The organism is Pseudarthrobacter enclensis (genome assembly GCF_030811655.1).
Lineage (GTDB): Bacteria > Actinomycetota > Actinomycetes > Actinomycetales > Micrococcaceae > Arthrobacter > Arthrobacter enclensis_A.
In genome coordinates this window covers 13,464-38,855 of the sequence record NZ_JAUSRE010000024.1, presented here as the reverse complement: position 1 = coordinate 38,855, position 25,392 = coordinate 13,464, and the positions used below count along the sequence as shown (strand labels likewise).

Annotated in this window: 25 protein-coding genes and 2 tRNA genes; 7 read left to right on the top strand and 20 right to left on the bottom strand. The window is 66.2% G+C overall.

Annotated features, from left to right (window positions below; translation table 11 throughout):
* Nucleotide 1: 1 nt before the first annotated feature.
* The 4 genes from rnc to coaD all read right to left on the bottom strand — a co-directional run bounded on the left by rnc (nt 2) and on the right by coaD (nt 2,139).
* Nucleotides 2–730 carry a ribonuclease III gene (gene rnc, locus J2X98_RS18775; RefSeq protein WP_141941934.1) on the bottom strand — a complete coding sequence of 243 codons (729 nt, stop codon included), beginning with the start codon at nt 728–730 and terminating at the stop codon, nt 2–4.
* 21 nt (nt 731–751) lie between these two features.
* Nucleotides 752–955 (bottom strand): 50S ribosomal protein L32, encoded by a 204-nt coding sequence (gene rpmF / locus J2X98_RS18770; protein ID WP_009356569.1) that lies wholly within the window; start codon nt 953–955, stop codon nt 752–754.
* Between the two features lie 36 nt (nt 956–991).
* Nucleotides 992–1,474 (bottom strand): YceD family protein, encoded by a 483-nt coding sequence (locus tag J2X98_RS18765; RefSeq protein WP_307311194.1) that lies wholly within the window; start codon nt 1,472–1,474, stop codon nt 992–994.
* Between the two features lie 164 nt (nt 1,475–1,638).
* Nucleotides 1,639–2,139 carry a pantetheine-phosphate adenylyltransferase gene (coaD, locus tag J2X98_RS18760; RefSeq protein ID WP_307311190.1) on the bottom strand — a complete coding sequence of 167 codons (501 nt, stop codon included), beginning with the start codon at nt 2,137–2,139 and terminating at the stop codon, nt 1,639–1,641.
* A 43-nt stretch (nt 2,140–2,182) separates the two neighbouring features.
* On the opposite strand from coaD, the gene J2X98_RS18755 reads away from it, so the two are divergent.
* Together J2X98_RS18755 and J2X98_RS18750 are read left to right on the top strand one after the other, a co-directional pair.
* Nucleotides 2,183–3,412 (top strand): aminotransferase class I/II-fold pyridoxal phosphate-dependent enzyme, encoded by a 1,230-nt coding sequence (locus J2X98_RS18755; RefSeq protein WP_174237518.1) that lies wholly within the window; start codon nt 2,183–2,185, stop codon nt 3,410–3,412.
* Nucleotides 3,412–4,200, top strand: coding sequence for a spermidine synthase (locus tag J2X98_RS18750; protein WP_174237519.1), 789 nt, complete (start codon nt 3,412–3,414; stop codon nt 4,198–4,200). Before J2X98_RS18755 ends, J2X98_RS18750 begins: the two co-directional genes overlap by 1 nt.
* On the opposite strand, the gene rsmD is transcribed toward J2X98_RS18750, so the two are convergent.
* From rsmD to thiL, 4 genes are read right to left on the bottom strand one after another with little or no spacing between them, the layout of a single operon-like run.
* Complete coding sequence (gene rsmD, locus J2X98_RS18745; protein ID WP_307311186.1) at nt 4,133–4,840, bottom strand: 16S rRNA (guanine(966)-N(2))-methyltransferase RsmD; 708 nt, start codon at nt 4,838–4,840, stop codon at nt 4,133–4,135. The genes J2X98_RS18750 and rsmD overlap by 68 nt on opposite strands.
* Nucleotides 4,841–4,882: 42 nt before the next feature.
* Nucleotides 4,883–7,156 (bottom strand): ATP-dependent DNA helicase RecG, encoded by a 2,274-nt coding sequence (locus J2X98_RS18740; RefSeq protein ID WP_307311184.1) that lies wholly within the window; start codon nt 7,154–7,156, stop codon nt 4,883–4,885.
* Entirely contained in the window at nt 7,146–8,132 is a 987-nt protein-coding gene (locus J2X98_RS18735) for a DAK2 domain-containing protein (RefSeq protein ID WP_141946392.1), read from the bottom strand. The genes J2X98_RS18740 and J2X98_RS18735 overlap by 11 nt, the downstream gene beginning before the upstream one ends.
* 22 nt (nt 8,133–8,154) lie before the next feature.
* On the bottom strand, nt 8,155–9,201 hold the full coding sequence (thiL, locus tag J2X98_RS18730; protein WP_307311179.1) for a thiamine-phosphate kinase: 1,047 nt from the start codon (nt 9,199–9,201) through the stop codon (nt 8,155–8,157).
* A gap of 69 nt (nt 9,202–9,270) precedes the next feature.
* Between thiL and J2X98_RS18725 the strand changes: the two genes are divergently transcribed.
* Nucleotides 9,271–9,777, top strand: coding sequence for a DUF3515 domain-containing protein (locus tag J2X98_RS18725; protein WP_307311176.1), 507 nt, complete (start codon nt 9,271–9,273; stop codon nt 9,775–9,777).
* A 47-nt stretch (nt 9,778–9,824) separates the two neighbouring features.
* Here the strand turns inward: J2X98_RS18725 and J2X98_RS18720 are convergent, their stop codons facing one another.
* The 6 genes from J2X98_RS18720 to leuC all read right to left on the bottom strand — a co-directional run bounded on the left by J2X98_RS18720 (nt 9,825) and on the right by leuC (nt 16,358).
* Entirely contained in the window at nt 9,825–10,973 is a 1,149-nt protein-coding gene (locus tag J2X98_RS18720; RefSeq protein WP_141941943.1) for a D-alanine--D-alanine ligase family protein, read from the bottom strand.
* A gap of 2 nt (nt 10,974–10,975) precedes the next feature.
* The gene (locus tag J2X98_RS18715; protein ID WP_141941944.1) at nt 10,976–12,025 is read right to left on the bottom strand and encodes an NAD(P)H-dependent glycerol-3-phosphate dehydrogenase; all 1,050 of its coding nucleotides are present in this window, start codon (nt 12,023–12,025) and stop codon (nt 10,976–10,978) included.
* A complete protein-coding gene (locus tag J2X98_RS18710) occupies nt 12,022–12,792 on the bottom strand; it encodes a lysophospholipid acyltransferase family protein (protein ID WP_141941947.1) in 771 nt (256 codons plus the stop codon). The genes J2X98_RS18715 and J2X98_RS18710 overlap by 4 nt, the downstream gene beginning before the upstream one ends.
* Nucleotides 12,793–12,801: 9 nt before the next feature.
* Nucleotides 12,802–14,127 (bottom strand): UDP-N-acetylglucosamine 1-carboxyvinyltransferase, encoded by a 1,326-nt coding sequence (gene murA / locus J2X98_RS18705; RefSeq protein WP_307311168.1) that lies wholly within the window; start codon nt 14,125–14,127, stop codon nt 12,802–12,804.
* A 146-nt stretch (nt 14,128–14,273) separates the two neighbouring features.
* Nucleotides 14,274–14,876 carry a 3-isopropylmalate dehydratase small subunit gene (gene leuD, locus J2X98_RS18700; RefSeq protein ID WP_307311165.1) on the bottom strand — a complete coding sequence of 201 codons (603 nt, stop codon included), beginning with the start codon at nt 14,874–14,876 and terminating at the stop codon, nt 14,274–14,276.
* A 9-nt stretch (nt 14,877–14,885) separates the two neighbouring features.
* Complete coding sequence (gene leuC / locus J2X98_RS18695) at nt 14,886–16,358, bottom strand: 3-isopropylmalate dehydratase large subunit (protein WP_141941952.1); 1,473 nt, start codon at nt 16,356–16,358, stop codon at nt 14,886–14,888.
* Between the two features lie 113 nt (nt 16,359–16,471).
* Here leuC and J2X98_RS18690 point away from each other — a divergent pair, with 113 nt between their 5' ends.
* A complete protein-coding gene (locus J2X98_RS18690) occupies nt 16,472–17,191 on the top strand; it encodes an IclR family transcriptional regulator (RefSeq protein WP_066276894.1) in 720 nt (239 codons plus the stop codon).
* 77 nt (nt 17,192–17,268) lie between these two features.
* Nucleotides 17,269–17,829 carry a DUF1697 domain-containing protein gene (locus tag J2X98_RS18685; protein WP_307311159.1) on the top strand — a complete coding sequence of 187 codons (561 nt, stop codon included), beginning with the start codon at nt 17,269–17,271 and terminating at the stop codon, nt 17,827–17,829.
* A 586-nt stretch (nt 17,830–18,415) separates the two neighbouring features.
* Here J2X98_RS18685 and J2X98_RS18680 read toward each other — a convergent pair.
* A tRNA-Glu gene (locus J2X98_RS18680) sits at nt 18,416–18,491 on the bottom strand.
* 128 nt (nt 18,492–18,619) lie between these two features.
* Nucleotides 18,620–18,691 (bottom strand) — tRNA-Gln (locus J2X98_RS18675).
* 302 nt (nt 18,692–18,993) lie between these two features.
* On the opposite strand from J2X98_RS18675, the gene J2X98_RS18670 reads away from it, so the two are divergent.
* Nucleotides 18,994–20,601 (top strand): hypothetical protein, encoded by a 1,608-nt coding sequence (locus J2X98_RS18670; RefSeq protein ID WP_307311157.1) that lies wholly within the window; start codon nt 18,994–18,996, stop codon nt 20,599–20,601.
* Nucleotides 20,602–20,672: 71 nt separating this feature from the next.
* Here J2X98_RS18670 and J2X98_RS18665 read toward each other — a convergent pair whose 3' ends face one another.
* From J2X98_RS18665 to J2X98_RS18650, 4 genes are read right to left on the bottom strand one after another with little or no spacing between them, the layout of a single operon-like run.
* Complete coding sequence (locus J2X98_RS18665; RefSeq protein ID WP_307311153.1) at nt 20,673–21,410, bottom strand: HAD family hydrolase; 738 nt, start codon at nt 21,408–21,410, stop codon at nt 20,673–20,675.
* Nucleotides 21,410–22,924, bottom strand: a complete 1,515-nt coding sequence (gene gltX / locus J2X98_RS18660) for a glutamate--tRNA ligase (RefSeq protein ID WP_307311151.1) — start codon at nt 22,922–22,924, stop codon at nt 21,410–21,412. The genes J2X98_RS18665 and gltX overlap by 1 nt, the downstream gene beginning before the upstream one ends.
* Before the next feature lie 58 nt (nt 22,925–22,982).
* Nucleotides 22,983–23,759 (bottom strand): fumarylacetoacetate hydrolase family protein, encoded by a 777-nt coding sequence (locus J2X98_RS18655; RefSeq protein WP_141941960.1) that lies wholly within the window; start codon nt 23,757–23,759, stop codon nt 22,983–22,985.
* Between the two features lie 5 nt (nt 23,760–23,764).
* A complete protein-coding gene (locus J2X98_RS18650; RefSeq protein ID WP_307311147.1) occupies nt 23,765–24,589 on the bottom strand; it encodes an MBL fold metallo-hydrolase in 825 nt (274 codons plus the stop codon).
* A gap of 133 nt (nt 24,590–24,722) precedes the next feature.
* Here J2X98_RS18650 and J2X98_RS18645 point away from each other — a divergent pair, with 133 nt between their 5' ends.
* A complete protein-coding gene (locus tag J2X98_RS18645) occupies nt 24,723–25,316 on the top strand; it encodes a hypothetical protein (protein WP_141941964.1) in 594 nt (197 codons plus the stop codon).
* Nucleotides 25,317–25,392: the final 76 nt, after the last annotated feature.

Genomic DNA, 25,392 nt, shown 5'->3' with positions numbered 1-25,392 from the left:
GCTACTTGGCGGCCACGGAACCAGTGGAGGTTCCGGCCGCCGCCTGGGACCCGTTGCCTGACAGCACCCGCCATGCGTCGGCTGCCGCTTCCTGTTCGGCTTCCTTCTTGGAGTGCCCGGAACCCTTGCCGTAGGCCGTGCCACCGATGTTTAGGACGGCGGTGAAGGTGCGGGCATGGTCCGGGCCGGAGCCGTCCACCGCGTAATGGATGGTGCCCAGCTGCCGGCTGGCCGCGAGTTCCTGGATGCTGGTCTTCCAGTCCGTTCCCGCACCCAGTACGGCCGCGTCCTTCAGCAGCGGACCGATGAGCCGCATGACCAGCTGGCGGGCAGTCTCGATGTCATTGGAGACGTAGGTTGCCCCGATCAGGGCTTCCATGGTGTCCGCAAGGATGGAGGCCTTGTTCTTGCCGTGGGTGAGCTTTTCGCCCTGGCCCAGGTAGATGTAATCGCCAATGCCCAGGCTGCGCCCGATGCCGGCGAGGGCACGCGTGCTGACGACGGCGGACCGGCGCTTGGCGAGCTCGCCTTCGGGCAGGTCCGGATTGTCCCGGTAGAGGGCGTCGGTGACGGAAAAGCCCAGGATGGAGTCACCGAGGAACTCGAGACGCTCGTTGGTGGGTATGCCGCCATTCTCGTACGCGTACGAGCGGTGGGTAAGCGCAAGACGAAGCGTCCCGGCGTCAATAGAGACACCGAGACGCTTCAGAAGCTCTTCAGTTGAAGACATCGTTCAGCCTGTTGGGGCCGATTAGACGTCAGCGACCTTGCGGCCCTTGTACTCAAGGAACAGCGCGGTGCCGGCAGAGTCGGTAACGACCTTTGCCTGGTGCGGCAGGCTGTAGGTGACCTGGCCGTTTTCAACGGTCTTCACCAGGTGGGGGGCGGTCGCCTTCCACTGCGAGCGGCGGGCGCGGGTATTCGAGCGAGACATTTTCCGCTTGGGAACAGCCACGGCTAACTCATTTCTCTCTAGACAAACACGTACAAATCAATTTTGCCGGTCAGGCTTAGCCATATCAGCTAGGGCAGCCCAGCGAGGATCCAGGACCTCGTGGTGGTGCCCCGGCTCGTCTTCCAGGCGAACTCCGCATTCGGAGCAAAGGCCCTGGCAGTCTTCCCGGCACACCGGCTGGAACGGCAGATTGGTGACAACCGCGTCCCGCAACACCGGTTCAAGATCGATTACATCGTGCTCGACTCGACGTTGCTCTTCATCTTCTTCTCCATCCGAGAGCTCAGCGCCCTCGTAGAAGAAAAGTTCTTGCACATTGACCTCAAGGTCATACGCAAGGGGATCCAGGCATCGGCCGCATTCACCGGTTACTTCGGCGACAACGGTTCCTGATACCAGAATTCCTTCGTGTACGGCCTCAAGCCTCAGGTCGAGCCCGACATCCGAGCCTTCCTGAACACCAATGAGCGCCACACCAAGATCACCCGGTGCGGGTACATGTTCCTTCAGCGTCCGCATGCTTCCCGGGCTGCGCCCGAGGTCCTTGACGTCGAACGCCAGGGGCGAACCAGCATCTCTGTTAATGAGAACTCCTGTTGAACATATGACCGACGTACCATCTTAGCCTGAAGAGCCATGGCGACTCAAACCGGCAGGAGGAAGCGCCGAAGTACCGATCCAGCCTACCGTCTTGGCTGCTGATCCGACGAAGGCTCGCCGGAAACCAGGCGCCGGTGCACCGACCGTGGCACGTAGTCTGACACGCTGCCGCCCAGGCTTGCCACCTCTTTGATGAGGGTGGAGGAGAGGTGCACGTAGCTCGCCTCAGCCGGAAGGAACACCGTCTCCACGCCGCTCAGCTGGCGGTTCATGGTGGCCATGGGCAGCTCGTAGTCGAAGTCTGATGAAGACCGGAGGCCCTTGACAATGGCGGACACGCCACGGTGGCGGCAGTACTCCGCCAGGAGGCCTGCCCCCACCGGCTCCACCACAATGCCCTTGAGCGAAGCCAAAGTTTCGCGCGCCATCTCCAGCCGCTCCTCCAGGCTGAACATGTACTTCTTCGCATAGTTGGTGGAGATGGCCACAATGACCTCGTCGAAGAGGCCGGCAGCCCGTGCAATGACTTCGAGATGGCCGTTGTGGATGGGGTCGAAGGATCCAGGGCACACAGCGCGTCGCATGGTCCGAACCTACCCCATGGGAAGCCCGGGATACCATGACTGGATGCATCCACCACGGGAACTTTCCGCCCCCTTGGCACCTGCTCCCTGGCAGCGGGCCGCGCTCGGAGCCAACCTCCTGGCGCCTGGTGGCGGGCTGGGCGTCACCATTTTCGAGGAGATGACCACCCTGGCCGTCCAGACCGGCGCCATCAACCTGGGGCAGGGCTTCCCTGATGAGGATGGGCCGGCCGAAATCCGGGAGGCAGCCCGGGCAGCCATCGCAGCAGGCGCCAACCAGTACGCGCCGGGCAAGGGACTGCCCGAACTCCGCGAGGCCGTGGCGGCGCATCAGGAACGCTTCTATGGGCTGGCCCCGGATCCCGCGACCGAGGTCATCATCACCACTGGGGCCACCGAAGGCATCGCGGCGGCCCTCCTCGCTTTCGCCGGTCCGGGCGACGAGGTACTGACCTTTGAGCCGTTCTACGACTCCTACGGCGCCATCATCGGACTCTCCGGCGCCACCCACGCCACCGTACCGCTGGCCGCCCCCGACTTCATGCCCGACCTGGCGGCGCTGGAAGCGGCCTTTAACGAGCGGACACGGGTGGTCCTGCTGAACAACCCGCACAATCCCACGGGTGCCGTCTTTCCACCAACGGTCCTGCAGCGCGTGGTGGAGCTTGCGGAGAAGCACGACGCCATCATCATCACCGACGAGGTCTATGAACACCTCACTTTCGGCGTCACGCATACCCCCGTGGCCACCCTGCCGGGTGCTCCAAACCGCACCATCACCATTTCATCGGCCGGAAAGACGTTTTCCCTGACCGGCTGGAAAATCGGCTGGCTGAGCGGTCCAGAGGACCTGGTCTCAGCGGTGCGCACGGTGAAACAATTCCTCACCTACAGTTCCGGGACGCCCTTCCAGGCAGCGATCGCCGCAGGCCTGGCGCTGCCGGATGCGTTTTACCAGGGCATCGCCTCGGCATTGGGACGGAAGCGGGACATCCTCAGTGCCGGGCTCCGCGCCGCCGGCTTTGACGTCTTCACGCCCAGGGGAACGTACTTCGTCAACGTGGACACTGCGCCGCTTGGCATCACGGACGCCCTGGACCTCGCCCGGCGCCTGCCGTCGCTGGTTGGCGTGGCCGCCATCCCCGTTCCGGTCTTCTGCCACCCGGAAGGAGCCGAACGGACGAGGAGCCTGCTTCGCTTTGCCTTCTGCAAGAGGGTGGAAGTCCTGGAGGAGGCCGCCACGCGGCTGGCAACCCTGCGCGACCGGCTGTGATGGCCGGGGGAAGTGGCCGGACAGCCAACAGGTTCCTGCGGATGACGGGCCAGCATGCCACGATCGAACCTGATGCTTTCACCGACGGCGGTTTTGTGCTCAGCATCGGTGGAGCGGAACAGTCACACGTGAACCTGGACCGGCCGCAGGAGATCTTTTACGAATACCTCCGCAGGATCGGGCATGTGGTGGACCTGGCAGCCCCGCAAGGTCAGCCCCTCAGGGCGCTTCACCTCGGAGCAGGTGCCCTAACCTTGGCCCGGTACGTCCAGGCAACCCGCCCGGGCTCCGTGCAGTACGCAGTGGAACTCGAACGCGAACTGCTCGACTTTGTCCTCCGGCACCTTCCCATGCCTGAAGGAACCGACCTCACCACCATCATCGGCGACGCACGCGGGGCCCTCGGCGCACTTCCTCACGGCCTGACGTTCGACGTCGTCATCCTGGACATCTTTTCCGGCCCCGAAGCGCCGGCCCACATCGCCACCAGTGGTTTTTACCGGGAAGCCCGGGAACGCCTGAGCCGGGACGGGCTGCTGCTGGTCAACGTGGGCGATGAACCGGCACTCACCCTGGTCCGGAGCCAGGTGGCGGCAATGCGGGAAGCGATGGGCGGCGTGGCCGCGTTCGGCGAGGCCGGGATGTTCGAACGACGGTATCCGGGCAACATCATCCTCGTGGGGACCCAGGGGCCATGGCCGGAACCCTGGACAGCCGAACTTACTGCCCGCGGTCCCCACCCTGCACGCGTCCTGGCGGGAGTGGACCTGGACCCCTTCTCGGGCTGAACCCCTGAGCGCCGGATTCTTCAGCATCAACAGCAGCGGCGTCAGCAAGGTCATCGGGGGTGATGGCATCGGGCACGAATGGTTCGGCGAACCACAACCGGGTTTCCCCGTACTTCTTTTCCGCAAACCTCGTCAGCCCGTCCGGCCATCCAGGTTCCGGGGAGCGGGAGGACCGTTCCACCACCACCACAGCGCCCGGAGCCAGGTGTTCAGCCAGCTTCCCCAGCACCGCGGACAGTCCCGCTTCCTCCAGCGGGTAGGGCGGATCCAGGAACACCAGGTCCCAGGCTGCGGCTTCCCCGGCGCGGTCCAGGAATGGCTCAACCCTGGAGCGGTGGACGGTCACGGCTTTGCGGCCCAACACCCCGTTGATGAGGTCCGCGTTGCGCTGGCATACGCCGCTGGCCTTGGCATCGGACTCCACCAGGTCCACTGCATGCGCTCCCCTGCTTCCGCTTTCCACGCCCAGGGCCCCCGATCCGGCATAAAGGTCCAGCACCCGGGACCCCGCAATGACGTCGAAGGCATCCAGGCGGGAGAACAGCGCTTCCTTGACGCGGTCCGTGGTGGGCCTGGTCAGTGATCCCGGGACGGCCGTGAGCGGCGTGCCGCCGGCGGCGCCCGCAATGATCCGGGTCACGGCGCGCACCGCGATGCGCCCGGGCCCGCTGCCCTTTCGTTGCTAACCGCGTTCAAGGAACGCCTCCTTCTCGGGGTTGAGGTACTTCTCGATGGCATCGGCCAGTTCAGGGTGGCCGGCCAGCAGCGGATCGGCGCCGACAATCGCCTGGGCGTCTTCCCTCGCCCTTGCGATCACGTCCTCATGGTCAAGGACCCTGAGAAGCTTCAGTGTTGACCGTCCGCCCGACTGGGAAGCGCCCAGGATGTCTCCCTCGCGCCGGAGCTTAAGGTCCTCCTGGGAAAGGACGAACCCATCCGTGGTGGCTGCCACGGCTTCCAGCCGCCGGCGGCTCGGATGGCCGGGTTCCAGGGCGGTCACGAGCAGGCACGTCCCGGGCAGGCCGCCGCGGCCCACCCGGCCTCGGAGCTGGTGCAGCTGGGACATGCCAAACCGGTCGGCGTCCAGGATGACCATCAGGGTGGCGTTGTGCACGTCCACCCCCACTTCGATCACGGTGGTGGAGACCAGCAGCTTGATGCGGTTGGCCGTGAACCCGGCCATGGTTTCCGTCTTCAGGTCCGGGTCCTGGCGCCCGTGGAGGGGGGCAAGCGGAACTCCGGCCAGCGACGGCTCGGCCTGGAGGTGCTCAACGACGGCTGTCACCGAGGCCAGTTCCCGCTGGCTTTCCTCGGCGTCAAGGCCCGGCGGTTCGGCTTCGCCCGGACTGAAGTCGCCGTCGTCGTCCGCCCCAATCTTGGGGCAGACGACATACACCTGGTGGCCCGCATTGATCTCTTCCCGGGCGCGTGCCCAGATCCGGGCGACCCATCCCGGGTTTTCCGCCAGGCCAACCAGATGAGTGGTGATGGGGGCCCGGCCCTTGGGCAGTTCCTCCAGGGTGGAGGTTTCGAGGTCGCCGAACACGGTCATGGCAACGGTGCGCGGAATCGGGGTGGCGGTCATGACCAGCAGGTGCGGCGGCTTCCTGGCCTTGGCGCGCAGTGCGTCGCGCTGTTCGACGCCGAAGCGGTGCTGTTCGTCAACCACAATCAAGCCCAGGTCGTAAAAGGACACGGTGTCGCTGAGCAGCGCATGGGTGCCGATGACGATTCCTGCCGTACCGGACGCGGCGTCCAGCATGGCCTGCTTCCGCGCCGCAGTGGGCATGGAACCGGTCAGCAGCGTGACCTGGACGGACGGGCCGCTGCCCGCGGCGAGGCCGCCCAGCAGACCGTCGCCGGACAGCGGCCCCAGGGTGCGCCGGATGGAGTCGTAGTGCTGGGCAGCGAGGACTTCGGTGGGCGCCAGGAGCGCGGCCTGCCCCCCGGCGTCGACCACCTGCAGCATGGCGCGCAGAGCCACGACTGTCTTGCCGGACCCCACTTCGCCCTGCAGCAGCCGGTTCATGGGGGTGTCCTGCGCCAGTTCGCCGGCGAGGGTGCTGCCGACGGCTGTCTGGCCCCCTGTAAGGGTGAAGGGCAGGTTCTGGTCGAACGCGGCAAGGATACCGTCGCTGAGCGGGCGCCGTGCCGTGGCCTCCTCTGCGGCGAGCTGGGCCCGCCGCCGCGCGAGGGCGGACTGCAGCACGAGTGCTTCCTGGAAGCGGAAACGCTCGCGGGCCCGTTGCCAGTCGGCTGCCGTCTCCGGCGCATGGATCAGCCGGTACGCGTCCGCAACGGGCAGGAATGCCTCTCGCGTGGCAACTGCCTCCGGGACAGGATCGGCGAGCGAACCGAGATCGGTGGTTTCCAGCAGGGTGGCGATTACCTTCTGGATCTTCCAGCTGGGGAGCTTGGCCGTGGCCGGATATACGGGGATGGGCATGGCCGCGAGCCTTCCGGCGTCGGCGTCCCCCTGCACGAAGGGGTCGTCGTCCAGGATGAGGAAGTCCGGGTTGGTGAGGCCCAGCTGCCCTTTGAAGCTGGTCACTTTTCCCGAGAACAGCGCACGCCGCCCCTGCAGGAGTTCGGTTTTGGCCTTGTAGCCGTTGAAGAAGCTGATCTTGAGGGTGCCGGGCACCTTGCCGCGGAAGTCGCGGCCCCCCACCAGGCGCAGCCCTTGCTGGCCGTCGTCGTCGGAGACGATCACATCGGTGATGGTCCCCCGGCGGGCCTGCATGTGCCGGGTACTGCTGGAGAGCACCCGTGCGATCAGGGTGACCTCCTCGTCGAGCGGAAGCTCGCTGATGGGGGTCAGCTCCCCGCGGGTGAGGTACCGGCGGGGAAAATAGGTCAGGAGGCCTTCGACCGTGGTGATGCCAAGATGTTTCTCGATGACCGCAGCGGAGCGCTTCCCGATCCTCCGCTCCAGGGCCAGGTCCAGCTCAGCGTTCATGCCCGCCGGTGTTCACTGCATTAACATCCGGGTCCCTGGGAAGGGCAAGTTCGCTGATGCTGATCTGGGACGGTTCACCGAGGGACCGGATGACGGCCACGGCGGGCTCGGGCTCCGGGACGTGCACGTGTATCCGCCACCGGTAGTTGCCTTCAGTGTCCGGGCCGCTTCCCACCTGGCTCATAATCACGGATTCGCCGATTTCATCCAGCCGCTGGCGGAGGGTGGCGGCGTTCAAAGGCGAAAGGCTGATGGTGCACATGACCTCCACACCGTCGTCGTCCGGCATGGAAGCGTGGATGTGGGGATCGGAGACGTCGTACCCGTGCAGGCCGTCGAGGAGCTCGTCCTGCAGTTCCTCGCCCAGGATTGCGGACCGCAGGCAGTCCAGGATGAGGAGCATACCCACCCCTCCCGCGTCCACCACGTGGGCAGACTGCAGTGCGTCGAGCTGCTCTTCGGTGTGGACGACGGCAGCCAGCGCGCCCTCCACGGCCGCATCCAGGGCGAGGCCGAGGGCGTGGTTGCTGTCATCGCCGTCCTGTCCGGCGTCCACTGCGGCGGCCGCGCGGGCGGCAGCCTCCATCACGGAAAGCATGGTTCCCGGGACAGGATCGCTCAATGCGGACCAGGCGCGGATCTGCGCCCGGTTCAGGGCAGCGGACAGAAGGGTGGATGTCATCCGGGTGTGTCCGGCCAGCGGCTCCGCAGCAGCACAAAGGAACACCGAAAAAAGGGTGCCCGAGTTGCCCCGCGCCTCCTCCATGGCCGCCTGGCCCGCCATTGCAAGGACTTCCCCGACGTCCACCGGTGCCGGCTGGTCCTCTGCGAGGACCAGCGAACGGGCGGCGGCGCGGACGGTGAGGTAGAGGTTGGTGCCGGTATCGCCGTCTGCCACCGGAAAGATGTTGATGGCGTTGAGCCGGTCGCTGTGGTTTCCCAAGGCAGTTTCAGCCTTGCCCAGCCACCTCTTCATCGCCAGCGCGTTGGCGGCAACCTTAGTGTGCAAAGTGATCCCATCCCCCGGTGTCCCCGGGCCGGCGCGCTGTCAGGACACCCGGGCCTTCGTCGGTACCGAGTGCATGTATCGAGCCTATCGCAGTGAATCCGGGTGGCAGCTGAACGCCGGCAGGGAATGTGGCCAGCAGGCCGTGGTCCTCACCGCCCCCCAGCACCCAGGCTTCGGCATCGGCCCCCAGCAGTTCGGCTGCGGGCGCCAGCAGGCCCGCCAAGCGGGCCAGGGCCGCGGGATCGAGGGCGACGCCGGCATTGCTGGCGGCGGCAAGCCTCCCTCCGTCACGCAGCAGTCCGTCCGAAATGTCGAGCATTGCGGTGGCACCTGCGGCCCGGGCCGCGGGCCCGGCGTCGAGGGGCGGGCGGGGCCGGCTCTGCAGGTCGACGAAGACACGCTCCGCCGGTGCAAGCGTGTCCACGGCCACGTCCGATTCAAGCAGGGCCAAACCGGCAGCGGCATGTCCCACTGTTCCTGCCAGCGCCAGGATATCCCCAGGCTGCGCGCCGGACCTGAGGACCGGCCGGCCGCCGTCGAGCGTTCCCAGGACCGCTACCGTCACCGAAATTTCGCGCCCACGGCCCAGGTCGCCGCCCGCCACTGAACACTGCGTTGCGCCCAGCTCCCGGATGCCCGCCGTCAGCCCGTCCGCCAGGTCCTCCACCCAGCTGACGGGCGTGTCTACGGGAAGGGTGAGACTGACCACCATGGACGTGGCGCGGGCCCCCATTGCGTTGATGTCGCTGAGATTCTGTGCCGCTGCCTTCCACCCGACGTCGAACCCGGTGGTGCGGTAGCCGTTGGGCCAGAGGAGCCGGAAGTCCTGGTCCTCGACCTGGGTGTCGATGCTGATGACGGTCTTCCCGTCCGGCGCTGCGACGATTGCCGCGTCATCCCCGGGCCCCAGCACGGTGTTGATGGTGTGGGAGTCCTCCATGCGAAGGCGCGGAAAGATCCGGGCCAGCAGGTCTGCTTCGGAAAGTCCGGCGACGGTGGGCTGGCGGTCAACGCGGTTGCGGAGGTCTTCAGGCACGCCACTACGCTACCGCGCCCGGCCGACATCGTGTCCTGACGGGGCGTTCGGCGGCGATAGGCTGGAGGCATGCACCATCCCCAGTTGCCCCTGTCCGCCCGCGCCGCCGCCAGGATGGCGATGGTCGGGGCAATCGCCATCCTGGCGTTGACAGCCTGCTCCCCCGACGTTGACGTCACCGCCGCTAAAGACGCTGCCAATCCCGCATGCGCACCCATGATGGTGGCGCTCCCGGATACCATCGGCGATTCGACGCTGCGCAAGACCAACAGCCAGGCAACCGCGGCCTGGGGTGATCCCTCGCTGGTGATCCTTCGCTGTGGCGTTAACGTGCCGGGGCCGACGACGGACCGGTGCGTCACCGTCAACGGAGTCGACTGGGTCATCAAGGAAGGGGACCCCGTGTGGACGCTGACCACCTACGGCCGGGAACCTGCCACGGAAATCCTCCTGGACCCGGACAAGATAAGTTCTGCCACCGTCCTGGCTGACCTTGCCGCAGCGGCGGCAAAAGTCCCCTCAGTGCGGAACTGCGTGGGCCAGGAGGACCTGCAGAACCTGCCGAAAAGCCAGTAGGTTTCGACAGGCCCAGCCACCGGACACAGCGGTGGCTGGACCCGCCGCTAGCGGAGGCCGGTCCTGCGGTTCAGGGCCAGGTAAATGAGTTCGTCGATCAGGTCCGCGTAGTCCAGGCCCGAGGCAGCCCACATTTGCGGGTACATGCTCTTGGGCGTAAAGCCGGGCATCGTGTTGATCTCGTTGATGATCAGCTCGCCGTCGGGCGTATAGAAGAAGTCCACGCGGCTGAGGCCTTCGGCACCCACCGCGTCGAACGCAGTGGCAGCCAGTTCGCGGACCCGGGAGATGGCCTCCGCCGGGATGTCGGCCGGGCAGCTGAGGGCTGCGGCGTCATCCTCGACGTACTTGGCATTGAAGTCGTAGAACTCGTGGGTCCCGCCGGCTACGGAAATTTCACCGGGCATCGAGGTACGGGGCGCATCGGTCCCCCTGCCCTCCAGGACCGCGCATTCGATCTCGCGCCCAACGATTCCGGCTTCGATCACGAGTTTAAGGTCGTGGCGGCGCGCTTCTTCGATGGCGGCGTCCAGGTCCTCGAGCGCGTCCACCTTGGAGATGCCCATGGACGAACCTGCCCGGGCCGGTTTGACGAACACAGGGAACCCCAGCCGGTCAACCTGTTTCCGGACGGATTCGGGGTCCCGGCGCCACTGCCTGTCAGTGACGGTGACGTACGGGCCAACACGGAGTCCGGCGGCTTCAAAGACCACCTTCATGTAGTGCTTGTCCATGCCGACGGCCGATGCCAGCACTCCTGCGCCCACATAGCGGGTGTCCGAAAGCTCAAGGAGTCCCTGGATGGTGCCGTCCTCGCCGAAGGGGCCGTGCAGCAGCGGGAAGACCACGTCAACGGCGCCAAGTTCCTGCGGCACCTGGTTGGGTGAGGCAACGATCAGTTGATGTTCACCGCCGATCTCGGCGAGGGTGACGGTTTCTGCGGAGGGCACAACCTCCGGGAGGGCCGACGCTGAGAGGGACCACTGTGCTGTTTCTGAGGGGGCCAGAACCCACTGGCCGGTCTTGGCGATCCCGATGGGGATCACCTCGTACTTGTCCTTGTTGATCGCGCCAAGCACGCCTGCTGCGGTGACGCAGCTGACGGAGTGCTCGCTGGAGCGGCCGCCGAACAGCACGGCGACGCGCGGTTTCCTGGTGGTGCGCGTTTCTCCGGTGGCAGGTGTGTCTTGGGACATGGTCAGTAATCGCCTTCAGGTTTCAATTCCCGGGACAGCAGAACCGGCCCCAGTTGGTCAACGGACAGCTTGCCCGCCAGCACCGCTACAACGGCGGCAGTGATGGGCATTTCGACGCCGAGCTTGCCGGCAAGTTCATGGACAGCCTGCCCGGACTTGATGCCCTCGGCGGTCTGGGTCATCTTGCGGCCCACCTCTTCCAATGTCAGGCCCTCGCCCAGTAGCCGTCCTGCGGTGTGGTTCCGTGACAGCGCCGATGAACAGGTAGCGACGAGGTCGCCGAGCCCGGCGAGTCCGGCCATGGTCTTGGCCTCCCCGCCCAGCGCCAGCGCAAGCCGCGACGTCTCCGCGAGGCCCCGGGTAATCACGGAAGCTTTGGTGTTGTCACCCATCTGCTTGCCTTCACAGATGCCGACGGCCAGTGCGATCACGTTCTTGACGATGCCGCCAATTTCGACGCCGACGACGTCGGCCGTGGTGTAGGGACGGAAGTAGGGGGCAGTGCAGCTCCTGGCCAGCCAGCCGGCAGTGGCGGAATCGCTGCAGGCCACTACCGATGCCGTGGGCTCCTCGCGCGCGATTTCCATGGCGAGGTTGGGTCCGGAGACCACCGCGATGCGTTCGCGCGGCAGGTTCAGTTCCTGGCTGATGACCTCGCTCATCCGCGCGTCGGTCCCGAGCTCCAGGCCCTTCATCAGGGAGACCACAACTGCTCCGGGCGCGATCATGTCCTTCCATTCCCGCAGCTGCGGGCGCAGGGACTGGGCGGGCACGGCCAGCACTACAAGCTCGGCTCCTGACAGTACGTCCCGGACGTCGGTGGAGGCAGTGATGTTCTCCGGCAGGACGATGTCCTTGAGGTAGTCACTGTTGCGGTGCTTGCTGTTGATCTCTTCGACCACTTCGGCGCGCCGGCCCCACAGCTTGATGGCACGCGGCGTTCCAGTGGCGATGGCGGCATCTGCGAGGATCTTCGCGAAGGTGGTCCCCCAGGACCCTGCGCCGAGGACGGCCACGGTGCGGGCTGCTCCAGGCTTGGCCTCAGCGGTCACGAAGGGTCCGTTCCTGCGTTGGGCTGTCGCCCGCGTTCAACGAACCGGCCATGCTTCGACTGCTGCTGCTTGGCCGGATCCCAGCGTTTCGCCGGCGGCTGCTCGCCGCGCAGTCCTGCCAGCAGCCCGGTGATGGCATCCATGATCACGTCGGTGGCTTCGGTCAACGTGGCCTTGTCAAGGGGGCGGCCGGCAAAGGCGCTGAGGTCCACGGGGTCTCCCACCACCACCCGCGAACGCTTGCGGGGAAAGACGTGGAAGGTCTTGCCGTACCGGGGAAAGACCTCATGCGCGCCCCAGTGGGCGATGGGGACCACAGGGATTCCGCCTTCGAGGGCGAGCCTCGCGGCGCCGGTGTGTCCCTTCATCGGCCACAAATCGGGATCGCGGGTCAGCGTTCCCTCCGGGTAGATGATGATGGCACCACCCTCAGCCACGATCTCCTGGGCCACCTGGAGCGACCGGTTCGCGCCCGCCGTCGAACGTTCCACCGGCACCTGCTTGGTGGCGCGCAGGAGCGTGCCCAGGGCAGGAACCTTGAACAGCGCAGCCTTGGCCAGGAAGTGCGGCGCCCGCTTCTGGTTGTACAGCATGTGGCCCACGACCAGGGGGTCGATTTCGGTGCAGTGGTTGGGAGCAGCAATGAAACCGCCGGCGGGCAGTTTTTCCGTGCCCTCCCACGACTTGGCCATCATGAGGTTCAGCAGCGGCCTGGCAATGCCCGCGATGAACGCAAACGTGGCCCTGCTCTTGGCAGATTCCTTCACAATCCCGCTCTACTTCGTGGTGGTGATGTCGAAATCGGCACCGAGGCCGGCCAGCTTCTCGGTGAAGCGCTCGTAGCCCCGGTTAATGATGTCGATGCCGGTGACCCGCGACGTTCCCGTGGCGGCCAATGCGGCGATCAGGTGGCTGAATCCGCCGCGCAGGTCCGGAACGTCAATATCGGTTCCCTTGAGCTGGGTGGGGCCGGAAATCACCGCAGAGTGAAGGAAGTTGCGCTGGCCGAACCGGCAGGGAACGCTCCCCAGGCACTCGCGGTGGACCTGGATGCTGGCGCCCATGCGGATCAGGGCGTCAGTGAAGCCAAAGCGGTTCTCATATACCGTCTCGTGGACGATGGACACGCCCTCGGCCTGGGTCAGGGCCACCACCAGCGGCTGCTGCCAGTCGGTCATGAAGCCCGGGTGGACGTCCGTCTCAAGGACCAGCGGGTTCAGCTTTCCGCCCTTGTGGTAGAACCGGATGCCGTCCTCGCCGATGTCCATTCCGCCCCCCACCTTGCGGTAGGTGTTCAGGAACGTCATCATGTCGCGCTGGGACGCACCCTCAACGAAGATGTCACCGCGGGTCACCAGCGCGGCCGACGCCCAGGACGCCGATTCGTTGCGGTCCGAGAGCGCCCGGTGGTTGTAGCCGCCCAGGTCCCGGACGCCCTCAATGCGGATGGTGCGGTCAGTCTGGACGCTGATGATGGCGCCCATCTTCTGCAGCACGGCAATCAGGTCAATGACTTCAGGCTCTGTGGCGGCACCGGAAAGTTCCGTAATGCCTTCTGCGCGGGTGGCACTCAGCAGGACCTGCTCCGTGGCTCCGACGGACGGGTACGGCAGCGAGATCTTGGCTCCCTGCAGGCCCTTGGGAGCGGAAATGTGGATGCCACCGGGGCGTTTCTCGACGACGGCACCGAACTGGCGCAGCACGTCCAGGTGGTAGTCGATGGGCCGGTCGCCGATCTTGCATCCACCCAGGTCCGGGATGAAGGCTTCGCCGATGGCGTGGATCAACGGCCCGCACAGCAGGATGGGAATCCGCGAGTCGCCGGCATGGGCGTCGATGGCGGTACTCGGCGCCGTCTTGGCCGCCTTGGGGTCGAGCGTGAGGTCCCCGTTAACGGGATCTTTCTCCACTGTCACGCCGTGCAGCTGCAGGAGGGAGGTGACCACCTCCACGTCCTTGATCTCCGGCACGTTCCGCAACACCGAGGGTTCGTTGCCCAGCAGCGCCGCCACCATTGCCTTGGGAACAAGGTTCTTTGCCCCACGGACGCTGACGCGGCCTGTAAGCGGGACACCGCCGCGGATTGTCAGAACACTACTCATATACCGGTTTCCTCACGATCACTAGCCCCCAAACACCTTGCAAAGGCTCCAACCAAGCATAGGAGGTCGCGTTACCGAACCGAAATAAGGGGGTGCCGGCGGCGGGGCGTGGCGGACGCGCTCCCGCCGCCGGACAAGCCTGGTGCCTAGGAAACCCTGGCCGGCAGTGTTTTCGGTTTGAACGCCGGGCGGGTTTCCTCGTAGGCGGTGATATCGGCTTCGTGCTGGAGGGTGAGCCCGATGTCGTCCAGGCCTTCGAGGAGGCGCCAGCGGGTGTAGTCATCGATGTCGAACGGCGCCACGATATTGCCGCACACCACGGTCTTGGACTCGAGGTCCACGGTGACCTGGGTGCCTGGGGCGTTTTCGAGTTCCTTCCAGATGAGCTCGATGTCATCCTGCGCCACCTGCGCGGCCAGCAGTCCCTGCTTGCCGGAGTTGCCGCGGAAGATGTCCGCGAAGCGCGAGGACAGGACGGCCTTGAAACCGTAGTCCTTCAGCGCCCAGACGGCGTGCTCACGCGAGGAGCCGGTGCCGAAATCCGGGCCGGCCACCAGGACCGAGCCGGCATTGTAGGGCTCCTGGTTCAGGATGAAGGAAGGGTCCTTGCGCCAGGCGGAGAACAGGGCGTCCTCGAAGCCGGTGCGGGTGATGCGCTTGAGGTACACCGCGGGGATGATCTGGTCGGTGTCGACGTTGCTCTGGCGCAGCGGGACGCCGACGCCGGTGTGCTTGGTGAACTTTTCCATGGTGTTGTCCTAGGCTGCGTGGCTTGCGGATGGGGTTTCGACAGGCTCAACCACCGGTTCGGGTGCCGGTTCAAGGTCCGACGGCGAGCTGAGCGTTCCGCGCACAGCCGTGGCCGCTGCCACCACCGGGGAGACCAGGTGGGTGCGGCCGCCCTTGCCCTGCCGGCCTTCGAAGTTGCGGTTGGAGGTGGAGGCGCACCGCTCCCCCGGTTCCAGCTGGTCCGGGTTCATGCCCAGGCACATGGAGCAGCCGGCGAACCGCCATTCGGCCCCGAAATCCTTGAACACGCGGTCCAGGCCCTCAGCCTCGGCTTCGAGCCGGACGCGGGCCGATCCGGGGACCACGAGCATCCGCACCTTCGGGTCCTTTTCGCGGCCGCGGATGATGTCCGCAGCGGCCCGCAGGTCCTCGATGCGCGAGTTGGTGCACGAACCCAGGAAGACCGTGTCCACCCGGATCTCCTTCATGGGTGTACCGGCTTCGAGCCCCATGTACTGCAGCGCACGTTCCGCCGCGGCCTTGGCATTTTCGTCGCCGAAGTCTGAGGGATTCGGCACGGCCTCTGACAGGGACACCCCCTGCCCGGGATTGGTGCCCCAGGTGACGAACGGCTCCAGCGTGTTGGCGTCCAGGTCCACCTGTACGTCGAAGGTGGCGTCGTCATCGGTCCGCAGCGTGTTCCAGTACTCGACGGCGGCGTCCCAGTCCGCGCCTTCAGGCGCGTGGGGACGGCCCTTCATGTACTCGTAGGTGGTCTGGTCCGGCGCCACCATGCCGGCCCGGGCGCCGGCCTCGATGGACATGTTGCAGATGGTCATCCGTGCTTCCATGGAGAGCGCCCGGATGGCGGAGCCGCGGTATTCCAGGACGTAGCCCTGCCCGCCTCCGGTGCCGATCTTGGCAATCACGGCGAGGATAATGTCCTTGGCGGTCACGCCCGGGCGCAGGGTGCCTTCGACGTTGATGGCCATGGTCTTGAACGGCTTGAGCGACAGGGTCTGGGTGGCCATGACGTGCTCCACCTCGGACGTGCCGATGCCCATGGCCAGGGCACCGAAGGCGCCGTGCGTGGAGGTGTGCGAGTCGCCGCAGACAACCGTCATGCCCGGCTGGGTGAGCCCCAGCTGCGGACCAACGACGTGGACAATGCCCTGCTCGGCGTCGCCCAGGCTGTGCAGCCGGACACCGAACTCGGCGCAGTTGTTGCGCAGGGTCTGGATCTGGGTACGGCTGGTGAGGTCGGCAATCGGCTTGTCGATGTCCAGTGTGGGGGTGTTGTGGTCCTCCGTCGCAATAGTCAGGTCCGGCCGGCGCAGCTTGCGGCCGGCCAGGCGCAGGCCTTCGAACGCCTGCGGGGACGTGACTTCGTGGACCAGGTGGAGGTCGATGTAGAGAAGGTCGGGCTGGGCGTTGGCACCGTCACCGTCACCTTTGCGCACCACATGTGCGTCCCAGACTTTCTCGGCCAATGTTTTTGCCATGGCCATCTCCCTTCACTGCTGTTTGGCTGAATAGTCCAACTGAATCAGGACGGCTCCGCAGTGCGCCAGCCGAAAGATTTGCATCTCAGATATTGAGACGGCAATATCATTACATGGACAATTCTAGTGGAGTCGGTGTCATTGATAAAGCGGCCCAGGTGCTCGATGCACTCGAGGCCGGACCCACCACGCTGGCACAGCTGGTGGCCGCTACCGGCCTGGCCCGGCCCACCGTCCACCGCCTGGCTTTGGCGCTGGTCCACCACCGCCTGGTAAGCCGCGACATCCAGGGCCGCTTCGTGCTCGGCAGCCGCCTCGTTGAACTCGCTTCCGCCGCCGGTGAGGACCGCCTCATCGCCTCTGCTGGCCCCGTGCTCATGCAACTGCGCGACGCCACGGGCGAAAGCGCCCAGATCTTCCGGCGCCAGGGCGACTGGCGTGTCTGCGTTGCCTCCGCCGAGCGCCCCATTGGTTTGCGCGACACCATTCCGGTGGGCACGCAGCTGTCCATGAAGGCAGGTTCGGCGGCCCAGGTCCTGCTGGCCTGGGAGGACCATGACCGGCTCCTTGAGGGCCTGCAGTCGGCCCGCTTTACTCCCACCGTTCTGGCGGGCGTACGACGGCGGGGCTGGGGACAGAGCCTTGGCGAACGCGAGCCTGGGGTCGCCTCTGTTTCGGCACCGGTGAGGGGCCCGTCGGGCAGGGTGATTGCAGCTGTCTCCATCTCCGGCCCCATTGAGCGCCTGACCCGCCAGCCGGGCCGCCTGCACGCGGAAGTTGTCTGCAACGCCGGACGCCTCCTTACTGAGGCTCTGCGCAAGAACAACGACTGACCCGCGGGCAACGACAGAACAGGAACAACGCCCGACGCCGGGTCCGCCCCAGGCCATCCTGGCGCTAGGCTGGGCCCATGGGCAGCTATGCGGTGTTCCTCCGCGGCATCAACGTTGGCGGAATCAATATCAAAATGGCGGCTCTGAGGGACGCATTGAAAGGCTCCGGTTTCCCGGACGCAGCCACACTGCTGGCCAGCGGTAACGTGGTGCTCTCCAGCAGCCTGGACGCAGCCGCCGTCAAGCAGGAATGCGAAAAGTGCCTCCGCTCAGCATTCGGCTACGAGGCATGGGTGGTGGTGCTGGACGCCCGCAGGGTGGCCCAACTGGTGGCGGCCTGCCCCTATCCTGACGACGACGGGTCCACCCACTCGTACATCACCCTGTCATCGGACACCGCAGTCCTCGATGAACTGGAGGCCGCGGGAGCCGCCCTGGACAGTCACGAGCAACAACGGCTGGGACCGGAAGCGCTTGCCTGGCTGGCACCGGTGGGAGGAACCCTGGAAAGCCCCTTCAGCAAAATCAGCGCCAAAGCCAAATTCAAGGCCTCGACCACAACCCGCAACCTTCGGACGCTCATCAAGGTCCGTGACGCCGCCGCGGCTCTTCCGGCCAGCGGGGCAACCGGCAAATAAGCGGCCTACCTTCTCGAACGCCTTATTGAAAGCGGCGAGTTGGGCAATCTGCCGTTCCACCGGGACCACCACCAGCTCCCGTCCCGCGGCCGTCACGGCGTTGGTGAGCCGTCGCCGCGCCTTGCCCCCGGCAGGGCCAACGGCAGCGTGACTTCGCCCAGGCCATCGCGGATCTCCTCCCAGGAGCCCCACGGCTGCCGGGACATGGGCCGGTTGGGTGGGGCCCGGGCGACCGTGCCCGTCGTGGGAGGTCACAGCATCACCATGCCAGCCGAACAGGAGGAGTCAGCGGCCCCGGCGCGCCGCCCGCCGGCAGTACCCCGCAACGCCCCATCACCTGCCGCACCTTTCCTGCCAACGCGCCATCACTTTAAACAACAAATCGATGGTCTGCTTCCGCCCCAGGCCGGGGGAAACGTGAGGCTTCGCACACTCGCTGCGGGAAGTAATAGGTCGTTTCCAAGAAATGGCGGGATCTGATGGGGCGTTGCCCGGATTGCCGCAGGAGGTGATGGCGCGTCCTGGCCAGCACGCGATGGTTGGGGAAACAAAAATGGTCCCGGGCCGTTGCCCGGGACCATTTCGGTGGTGACCCCAGCGGGATTCGAACCCGCGTTACCGCCGTGAGAGGGCGGCGTACTAGGCCGCTATACGATGGGGCCGAGTACTTTCGACAGCGTTTCCGCTGCTCAAGCTCAGTGAGTATTTCACACACTTTGCTGTGGTTTCAAATCGACGGACCGGCCTGAAACCTTCTGTTCCGAGGCTGAAATCAGCCTTCAAACCAGAGCTGGGATACCAGGACTCGAACCTAGAATGACGGTACCAGAAACCGTAGTGTTGCCAATTACACCATATCCCAATGGCACTTTCGGGCCGGTTTTCAGGGCTTTTTCCCTGCTCCGTGCGCCTCAGCACGAGAAATTACTTTACCCGAGACTTTCGGCTCGCACAAATCGAGGCTCGCCGCCACACAGGCGCGCCCTGCGGAGCAATCCAGCCAAACCCTTGCCCAGGGCAGGTCGATGTGGTTACTCTCGAGTAAGTTACCGATCGGTAACAACCTCCCAGCCCTGTTGCTCCGGGCACCCACGAGGACACGGGAACGCCATACCAACCACGGTTCACACCACCGGGCAGCGCCGTCCGGCGGAAAGTTAGGAAGTGTCAGCGTTGACAACCCGCACTGCAGCCATCGCATCAGCCAGGCCCGGACTTCGGTCCCAATCCACAGCAATCGTCGCCCTGTCCCTGCTATTGGTCCTCTTCCTTGCCTTTTACACCTACCTGACCGGTCAAATCTCCAACGGAGCTGCCCAGCTGATGGACGGGGCAGAGCAGGCAGCCGCCGGAGCAGCGCAGCTTAAGGACGGTTCGGGGCAGCTGGCCACGGGCGCCGGGGCCGCGGACAAGGGCTCGGTACAGGTAAAGGACGGCGCCCGCAAGGTCAAAGATGGCAGTACCGAATTGAACGCGGGGGCCCAGGCCCTGCAGTCCGGCGCCGGGAAAGTCTTTTCGGGGGTGCGGGACCAGCTGGCGCCGGGTGTGGACAAACTCCATGCCGGTACCACCAAGCTGCAGAATGACGTCCTGAATAAACTCGTCCCGGGCGTATACCAGGTGGACGACGGCGCCCGGAAGCTGCAGGCTGGCGCCGTCGCCCTTTCCGCGGCACTGACTCCCACGGCTGCCGGAAACGCACCGGACAATCTGGCCGATGGTGCGGGGCAGCTCGCGGCGGGTACGGGCCAGCTCCTGGCCGGTACCGGGCAGCTTGACGCCGGCGCCGCCAGCCTCAGCGCCGGGACGGCAGCACTGAAGAACGGCACTGGCCAGCTTGCAGCCGGGGCGGGCCAGCTGAAGGGGTACCCGGGCGCCGGCAATGATCCCACCAAGGGGGACGGACTTGCGGCACTCAGCCAGGGACTGGACCAGCTCGAAGCCGCAGCCAACGGACCCCAGGGCCTGGTGCCCCTGGCGGTGCTCAAGGACCAGATCGCCAAACTGGCGGACGGCGGCCGGAGGGCCTACGCCGGCGCAGCCCAGCTCGATGCCGGCGCAGCAAAAGTGGATGACGGTGCCGGTGCACTGAACGACGGCGCCGGCCAGCTGAAGGCGGGAACTGACAAGGTGAACTCCGGGGCCGGCCAGTTGAACGACGGCGCGGGCCGGCTGAAGGCAGGGTTCGGCATCCTGGCGCAAAAGCTCAACGCCACCGACCCGCAGAACCCCGGCATGGTGCTGGGGACCACCATGCTGGCTGACGGCACCGCCAAAATCAGGGTCGGCATGGACGGCGTTCCCGGCGACCCGGACAGTCCTGGCCTGATCTACGCCGCCAACAACCTGCAGGACGGCACCACAAAACTCAGCGCCGGGGTCAGCGGCGACGGCGATCCTGCCAATCCGGGCCTGCTGGCCGGAACCCAGGCACTCTCCGACGGCACCGCCACCCTGAGCCAGGGCACGGGGCAGCTTCAATCAGGTTCCACGCAGCTGGCTGACGGCACGGGCCAGCTCGCGGAGGGCAACGGCAAGCTCGACGACGGTTCAGGCAAACTCGCCGAAGGCGCCGGCAAGCTGGCCGACGGCAACTCGAAAATCGCGGCCGGAACGCAGGAGCTGCACTCAAAAGTCGCAGCTGTTTCGCCGTCGTCGTGGCTGGACAACCCTGTAATCGCCCTGATGCTGGTGGTACTCCTGGTGGGCGCCGCCGTCGCAGCCTACTTCCTTCTTCGCAGGCGCGCCCTGCGGACCGGAACGGCAGGCTGAAAACAGGCACAAACCGTTGGCAGTGGCCGCGGTCCTGCACTGACAGGACCGCGGCCGTGACGGTCTGATCGCTACTTCAAAAGCTGATCGAGGGACGCGACCATGCCGTCGTCGAAGTCCTCCACGATTTCCCCCACCCGGTTGAGCCAGACGCCCACGAGCCCGGCCGCCGTCGAGCCTTCCGCGTCAAGCAGGCGGTTGTCCCCCACATACAGCGTTTCTCCCGGGGCCGTGCCGAGCAGCCGGACGCCTTCGAGGTACATTGCCGGGTTGGGCTTGGCCACACCCAGGGTGTCGGTCCCCACCAGATGGGTGATCCGCTCCAACCCCGCGCCGTCCAGCTTGGCCCGCTGGTAGTCGTGGACGTTGTTGCTCACGGCTCCGTAAGGGACGCCCGCACCGTCCAGGGCGTCCAGCAGGGGCAGCACGTCGGGAAACGGCTTGACGTATGCAGGCTGCTTTTCCATGTACGCCGTCAGCCACCGGTGCGATTCCTCACCGTCGGCCAGTTCCACCCCGAAATGCCCAAGCGCGGCCCGCCCACGCAGGAGCCGCTGTTCGTTGAAGGTCAGCTCCCCGGCCAGGTAGCGGTCGTAGAAGTGCGTCGTCTCATGGGTGAAGATGCGGCCGAACCGCTCCCACCCGGCCTGGTCCAGGCCGGGCAGGAGGTGCTCACTGACCTCCCGCAGGGCGGTGGTCATTGAGTACTCCAGGTCCACCAGGGTGTCGTCGATGTCGAACAGTACGCCCCTGACCACCCCGAACGGCGTGGTCAGGACACCGGCACGCGCCCGGCTTGGGGCACTCATCAGCCGCGGAAGGCGCGGAGCCGGCGCAGGGAGGACTCTTTGCCCAGGATCACCATGGACTCGAACAGGGGCGGCGAGACGCGGCGGCCGGAAACAGCCGTGCGGACGGGCCCGAACGCAAGCCGCGGCTTGATCCCCATGTCCTCCACCAGGGCCTGCTTCAGGGCGGCCTGGATGTCTTCCGCCGTCCAGTCCTCCACCGACTCCAGTGCGGCGATGGCGGCGTCCAGCACCTCGGAAAGGTTGTCGGGAAGGCCCTTCCGGGCGTCATCGGCGATGTCGATGGCGTCGTCGGCCTTGAACAGGAAACCCAGCATCTCCGGTGCTTCGCCCAGCAGCGTGATGCGCTCCTGGATCAGGGGTGCGGCTTCGGTGACAATCTCTTCCTCGCGGTCCGTCAGGATCTCCCCCACCAGTCCGGCTTCGCGCAGGTAATGGGCCACCCGGTCACGGAACGCCTTGGGCTCGAGCATCCGGACGTGCGTGCCGTTGATGGCCTCGGCTTTTTTGAGGTCGAAGCGGGCAGGGTTGCCCAGGACGTCGTGGATGTTGAAGTGCTGAACGAGCTGCTCCACCGTGAAGATGTCCTCGTCAGCGCTGAGGGACCAGCCCAGCAGGGACAGGTAGTTCAGGAGCCCTTCGGGGATGAAGCCCCTCTCGCGGTGCAGGAAGAGGCTGGACTCGGGATCGCGCTTGGAAAGCTTCTTGTTGCCCTGACCCATCACGTAGGGCAGGTGGCCGAACTCCGGCATGTACTCGGCGACGCCAATCGCGTAAAGCGCCCTGTACAGCGCAACCTGTCGCGGGGTGGAGCTGAGCAGGTCCTCGCCGCGCAGCACATGGGTGATGCCCATCAGGGCGTCATCCACGGGGTTGACCAGGGTGTACAGCGGTGCACCGTTGGCACGGACCACGGCGAAGTCGGGCACGGATCCGGCCTTGAACGTGATCTCACCGCGGACCAGGTCGTTGAACGTGATGTCCTCATCCGGCATGCGGAGGCGGAGGACGGCCTGGCGGCCCTCTGACCGGTACTGCGCCAGCTGCTCCTCCGTCAGGTGCCGGTCAAAGCCGTCATAGCCCAGCTTGGGGTCCCGGCCGGCGGCGCGGTGGCGTGCCTCGATCTCCTCCGGGGTGGAGAAGGACTCGTAAATGAAACCGCCGTCGTGCAGCCGCTTGATGACGTCCTGGTAGATGTCGCCGCGCTGGGACTGCCGGTACGGCTCGTGGGGGCCGCCCACTTCCACGCCCTCATCCCAGTCGATGCCCAGCCACTTCAGCGCGTCCAGCAGCTGGTGGTAGCTTTCTTCGCTGTCGCGCGCGGCATCCGTGTCCTCGATCCGGAAGACCAGCGTGCCCTTGGTGTGGCGCGCGTAGGCCCAGTTGAACAGGGCCGTCCGGATCAGCCCCACGTGCGGGGTGCCCGTGGGTGACGGGCAGAAACGGACCCTGACGGGCGTCTCGGCGGTGACGGGCGGGATGGAGGCGGCGGGTGACGAAGAAGCGATACTCATAGTGGCTTCAACTTTACCCGCCTGCCCGGGTGCAGCCCTCCCGTCCCGCAGGACCCGGCTAGCGGCGGACGATCGGGTTGGAGAGGCGGCCGATGCCCTCGATCTCCACCTCGAAACGGTCGCCTTCCTTGACCAGGCCAACACCCGCGGGGGTGCCGGTCATGATCACGTCGCCCGGCAGCAAGGTGAAGGCCTGGGATACCACGGACACCAGTTCACGCACGCCGCGGATCATCTGGCTGGTGCTGCCGTCCTGGCGCACTTCCCCGTTGAGCCTGCCGGTGATCTGGAGGTCTTCGGTGTCCAGGTCGGTTTCGATCCAGGGCCCCAGCGGGGCGGAGGTGTCGAAGCCCTTGGCGCGGGTCCACTGCAGGTCCGTCTTCTGCACGTCGCGCGCGGTGAGGTCATTGCCGCAGGTGTAGCCGAAAATGACGTCATCCACGCGCTCCTCGGGGACGTCCTTGCAGATCCGGCCGATAACCACGCACAGTTCGGCTTCGAAGGACACCTCCTCCGAGAATTCCGGCAGCACCACGGGATCGTTGGGACCAACGACGGCGGTGTTGGGCTTCAGGAACAACAGCGGCTGGGCCGGGACCTCGTTGCCCAGTTCCTTCGCGTGCTCAACGAAGTTCCGGCCGACGCCGATCACCTTGCTGCGGGGGATGATGGGCGCCAGCAGCCGGACGTCCTCCAGCTTGTGGCGCACGGACGTCCGCTCCACTCCATTGAAGAAGGGATCGCCGTGGATGACAGTGATTTCCTCACTGCCCGGTTCACCTTCAACAACGCCGTACAGGGGATCGGAATCGACTACAAACCTGGCAATACGCATGGCTCCTACCCTACCGTCCCGCCGGCGCCGGGTTGCCCTTCGGCGCCACCGCGCAGGTAGGACAGCTGCGCGGCCACGGACAGTTCGGCAGCCCGCCGGACGGAAGGTCCGACGTCGGCATAGACGGCGTCGGCCACCTCACCCACGGATGCATCCCGGCCCAGCAGGCCCAGCGCGGCGCGGACCTGCGCCAGCCGGTCCTCCCGGTGCGCCCGGTAATCCCTGGCGATCGCCTCAAGGGACGGCAGCACGGGGCCGTGGGCGGGAAGGACCGTGGCGGGCCCCAGGGCTTCCAGCCGGTCCAGGGATGCGAGGTACTCGCCAAGGGTGCCGTCCGGATAGTCCAGCACGGTAGTGCCCCGGCCAAGGACGGTGTCCCCCGTGAGCACCGATCCGCATTGACCGTCCGCCGGCAGGTGGAAGCAGACGGAGTCCGAGGTATGGCCCGGGGTGGCCAGCACGGTGATGTCCACTCCTGCCGCATGGATGGCTTCGCCGTTGGCCAGGGGCTTTCCCCCGCCATGGCAGTGGGCCGGGTCCGCGGCACGGACCGGCGCACCCGTCAGTTCATGCAGGCGTGCGGATCCTGCCGTGTGGTCTGGGTGCCGGTGCGTCACCAGGACAAGTTCGACGTCGCCCGCCCCGGCCAGCGCGCACAGGTGCGTTTCATCCAGGGGGCCCGGGTCCACCACCACCAGGGCGGAGTGCCCCGGGGCAGCAACAAGGAAGGAGTTGGTGCCGTCCAGGCTCATGGGGCCGGGATTGGGGGCCAGGATGAAACGGGTCAGCGGGGAGCTGCGCTGCAGGGCGGGGCCGGGATGGGAGGTCACTGAACCATCCTTGCATCCGGCGCCGCCCCTCCCCAGTCCGTCTCCACCACAGGATGGCGGAATAGAACTGCGGGCGCCCCGGGTTGGCACCCGATGACAGCACCACGTTCCCCACAGGAAGCCTGGATCTCCCATGAGCACCGCAACACTCGCAGACCTTCTCGCCCAAGCCGACGCAGACGGCCACGACCACTCGGCTACCGAAAAGGCCACCGGCCTGCTGCACGTCCACAATCACGCCACAGGCAGCATCGTGTGGTTCCCCACCTGGAAGAAGTTCCGCGAGACGGCCGACTGGACCGAAGCCGTCGCCGCGATCACTGCGGAAGTGGACGCTGCATCCGCACCGGCGGACCAGGCCGGCGCCGCAATCCTGGCCGCAGACCTGGAAACCCTGCTGGACCAGGCATCCCGTTCCAGCGACGCCAACGTGTTCGTGCAGGAAAACCTCACCCGCCACCTGACCCGCACCTGGGCTCTGGGCGACGCCGTGGCCAAGGCTGGCAACAAAGACCTGTTCACCGGCGGCGCCACGCCCTCCGTCTTCGCCGGCTACCCGTACGATGTCTACGCCCAGGATGGCGGTGTCTTCGCCACCACGCTGTGGAACGACATCGTCGACGCCCGACGCAACCGGGCCCTGTCGGAGGAAGCAGCCCGCAAGGCACTCAAGCCGGTGTCGCGCAAAGCCATGAAGAACGCCGCACGGAAGGCAGCGCGGCGCTGAATCACCGCCGTAGGCCGTAACGCAGAACAGCGCCTGCCGGACCAAAGTCCGGCAGGCGCCGTCGTACTTTGCAGCC

Excerpts from the sequence above, each read along its gene's own strand:
- rnc (WP_141941934.1), bottom strand. The coding sequence starts at position 730 with ATGTCTTCAACTGAAGAGCTTCTGAAGCGTCTCGGTGTCTCTATTGAC.
- J2X98_RS18765 (WP_307311194.1), bottom strand. The coding sequence starts at position 1,474 with ATGCGGACGCTGAAGGAACATGTACCCGCACCGGGTGATCTTGGTGTG.
- coaD (WP_307311190.1), bottom strand. The coding sequence starts at position 2,139 with ATGCGACGCGCTGTGTGCCCTGGATCCTTCGACCCCATCCACAACGGC.
- J2X98_RS18755 (WP_174237518.1), top strand. The coding sequence starts at position 2,183 with ATGCATCCACCACGGGAACTTTCCGCCCCCTTGGCACCTGCTCCCTGG.
- J2X98_RS18750 (WP_174237519.1), top strand. The coding sequence starts at position 3,412 with ATGGCCGGGGGAAGTGGCCGGACAGCCAACAGGTTCCTGCGGATGACG.
- J2X98_RS18740 (WP_307311184.1), bottom strand. The coding sequence starts at position 7,156 with ATGAACGCTGAGCTGGACCTGGCCCTGGAGCGGAGGATCGGGAAGCGC.
- J2X98_RS18735 (WP_141946392.1), bottom strand. The coding sequence starts at position 8,132 with ATGAAGAGGTGGCTGGGCAAGGCTGAAACTGCCTTGGGAAACCACAGC.
- J2X98_RS18725 (WP_307311176.1), top strand. The coding sequence starts at position 9,271 with ATGCACCATCCCCAGTTGCCCCTGTCCGCCCGCGCCGCCGCCAGGATG.
- J2X98_RS18720 (WP_141941943.1), bottom strand. The coding sequence starts at position 10,973 with ATGTCCCAAGACACACCTGCCACCGGAGAAACGCGCACCACCAGGAAA.
- murA (WP_307311168.1), bottom strand. The coding sequence starts at position 14,127 with ATGAGTAGTGTTCTGACAATCCGCGGCGGTGTCCCGCTTACAGGCCGC.
- leuD (WP_307311165.1), bottom strand. The coding sequence starts at position 14,876 with ATGGAAAAGTTCACCAAGCACACCGGCGTCGGCGTCCCGCTGCGCCAG.
- leuC (WP_141941952.1), bottom strand. The coding sequence starts at position 16,358 with ATGGCAAAAACATTGGCCGAGAAAGTCTGGGACGCACATGTGGTGCGC.
- J2X98_RS18690 (WP_066276894.1), top strand. The coding sequence starts at position 16,472 with ATGGACAATTCTAGTGGAGTCGGTGTCATTGATAAAGCGGCCCAGGTG.
- J2X98_RS18685 (WP_307311159.1), top strand. The coding sequence starts at position 17,269 with ATGGGCAGCTATGCGGTGTTCCTCCGCGGCATCAACGTTGGCGGAATC.
- J2X98_RS18665 (WP_307311153.1), bottom strand. The coding sequence starts at position 21,410 with ATGAGTGCCCCAAGCCGGGCGCGTGCCGGTGTCCTGACCACGCCGTTC.
- gltX (WP_307311151.1), bottom strand. The coding sequence starts at position 22,924 with ATGAGTATCGCTTCTTCGTCACCCGCCGCCTCCATCCCGCCCGTCACC.
- J2X98_RS18655 (WP_141941960.1), bottom strand. The coding sequence starts at position 23,759 with ATGCGTATTGCCAGGTTTGTAGTCGATTCCGATCCCCTGTACGGCGTT.
- J2X98_RS18645 (WP_141941964.1), top strand. The coding sequence starts at position 24,723 with ATGAGCACCGCAACACTCGCAGACCTTCTCGCCCAAGCCGACGCAGAC.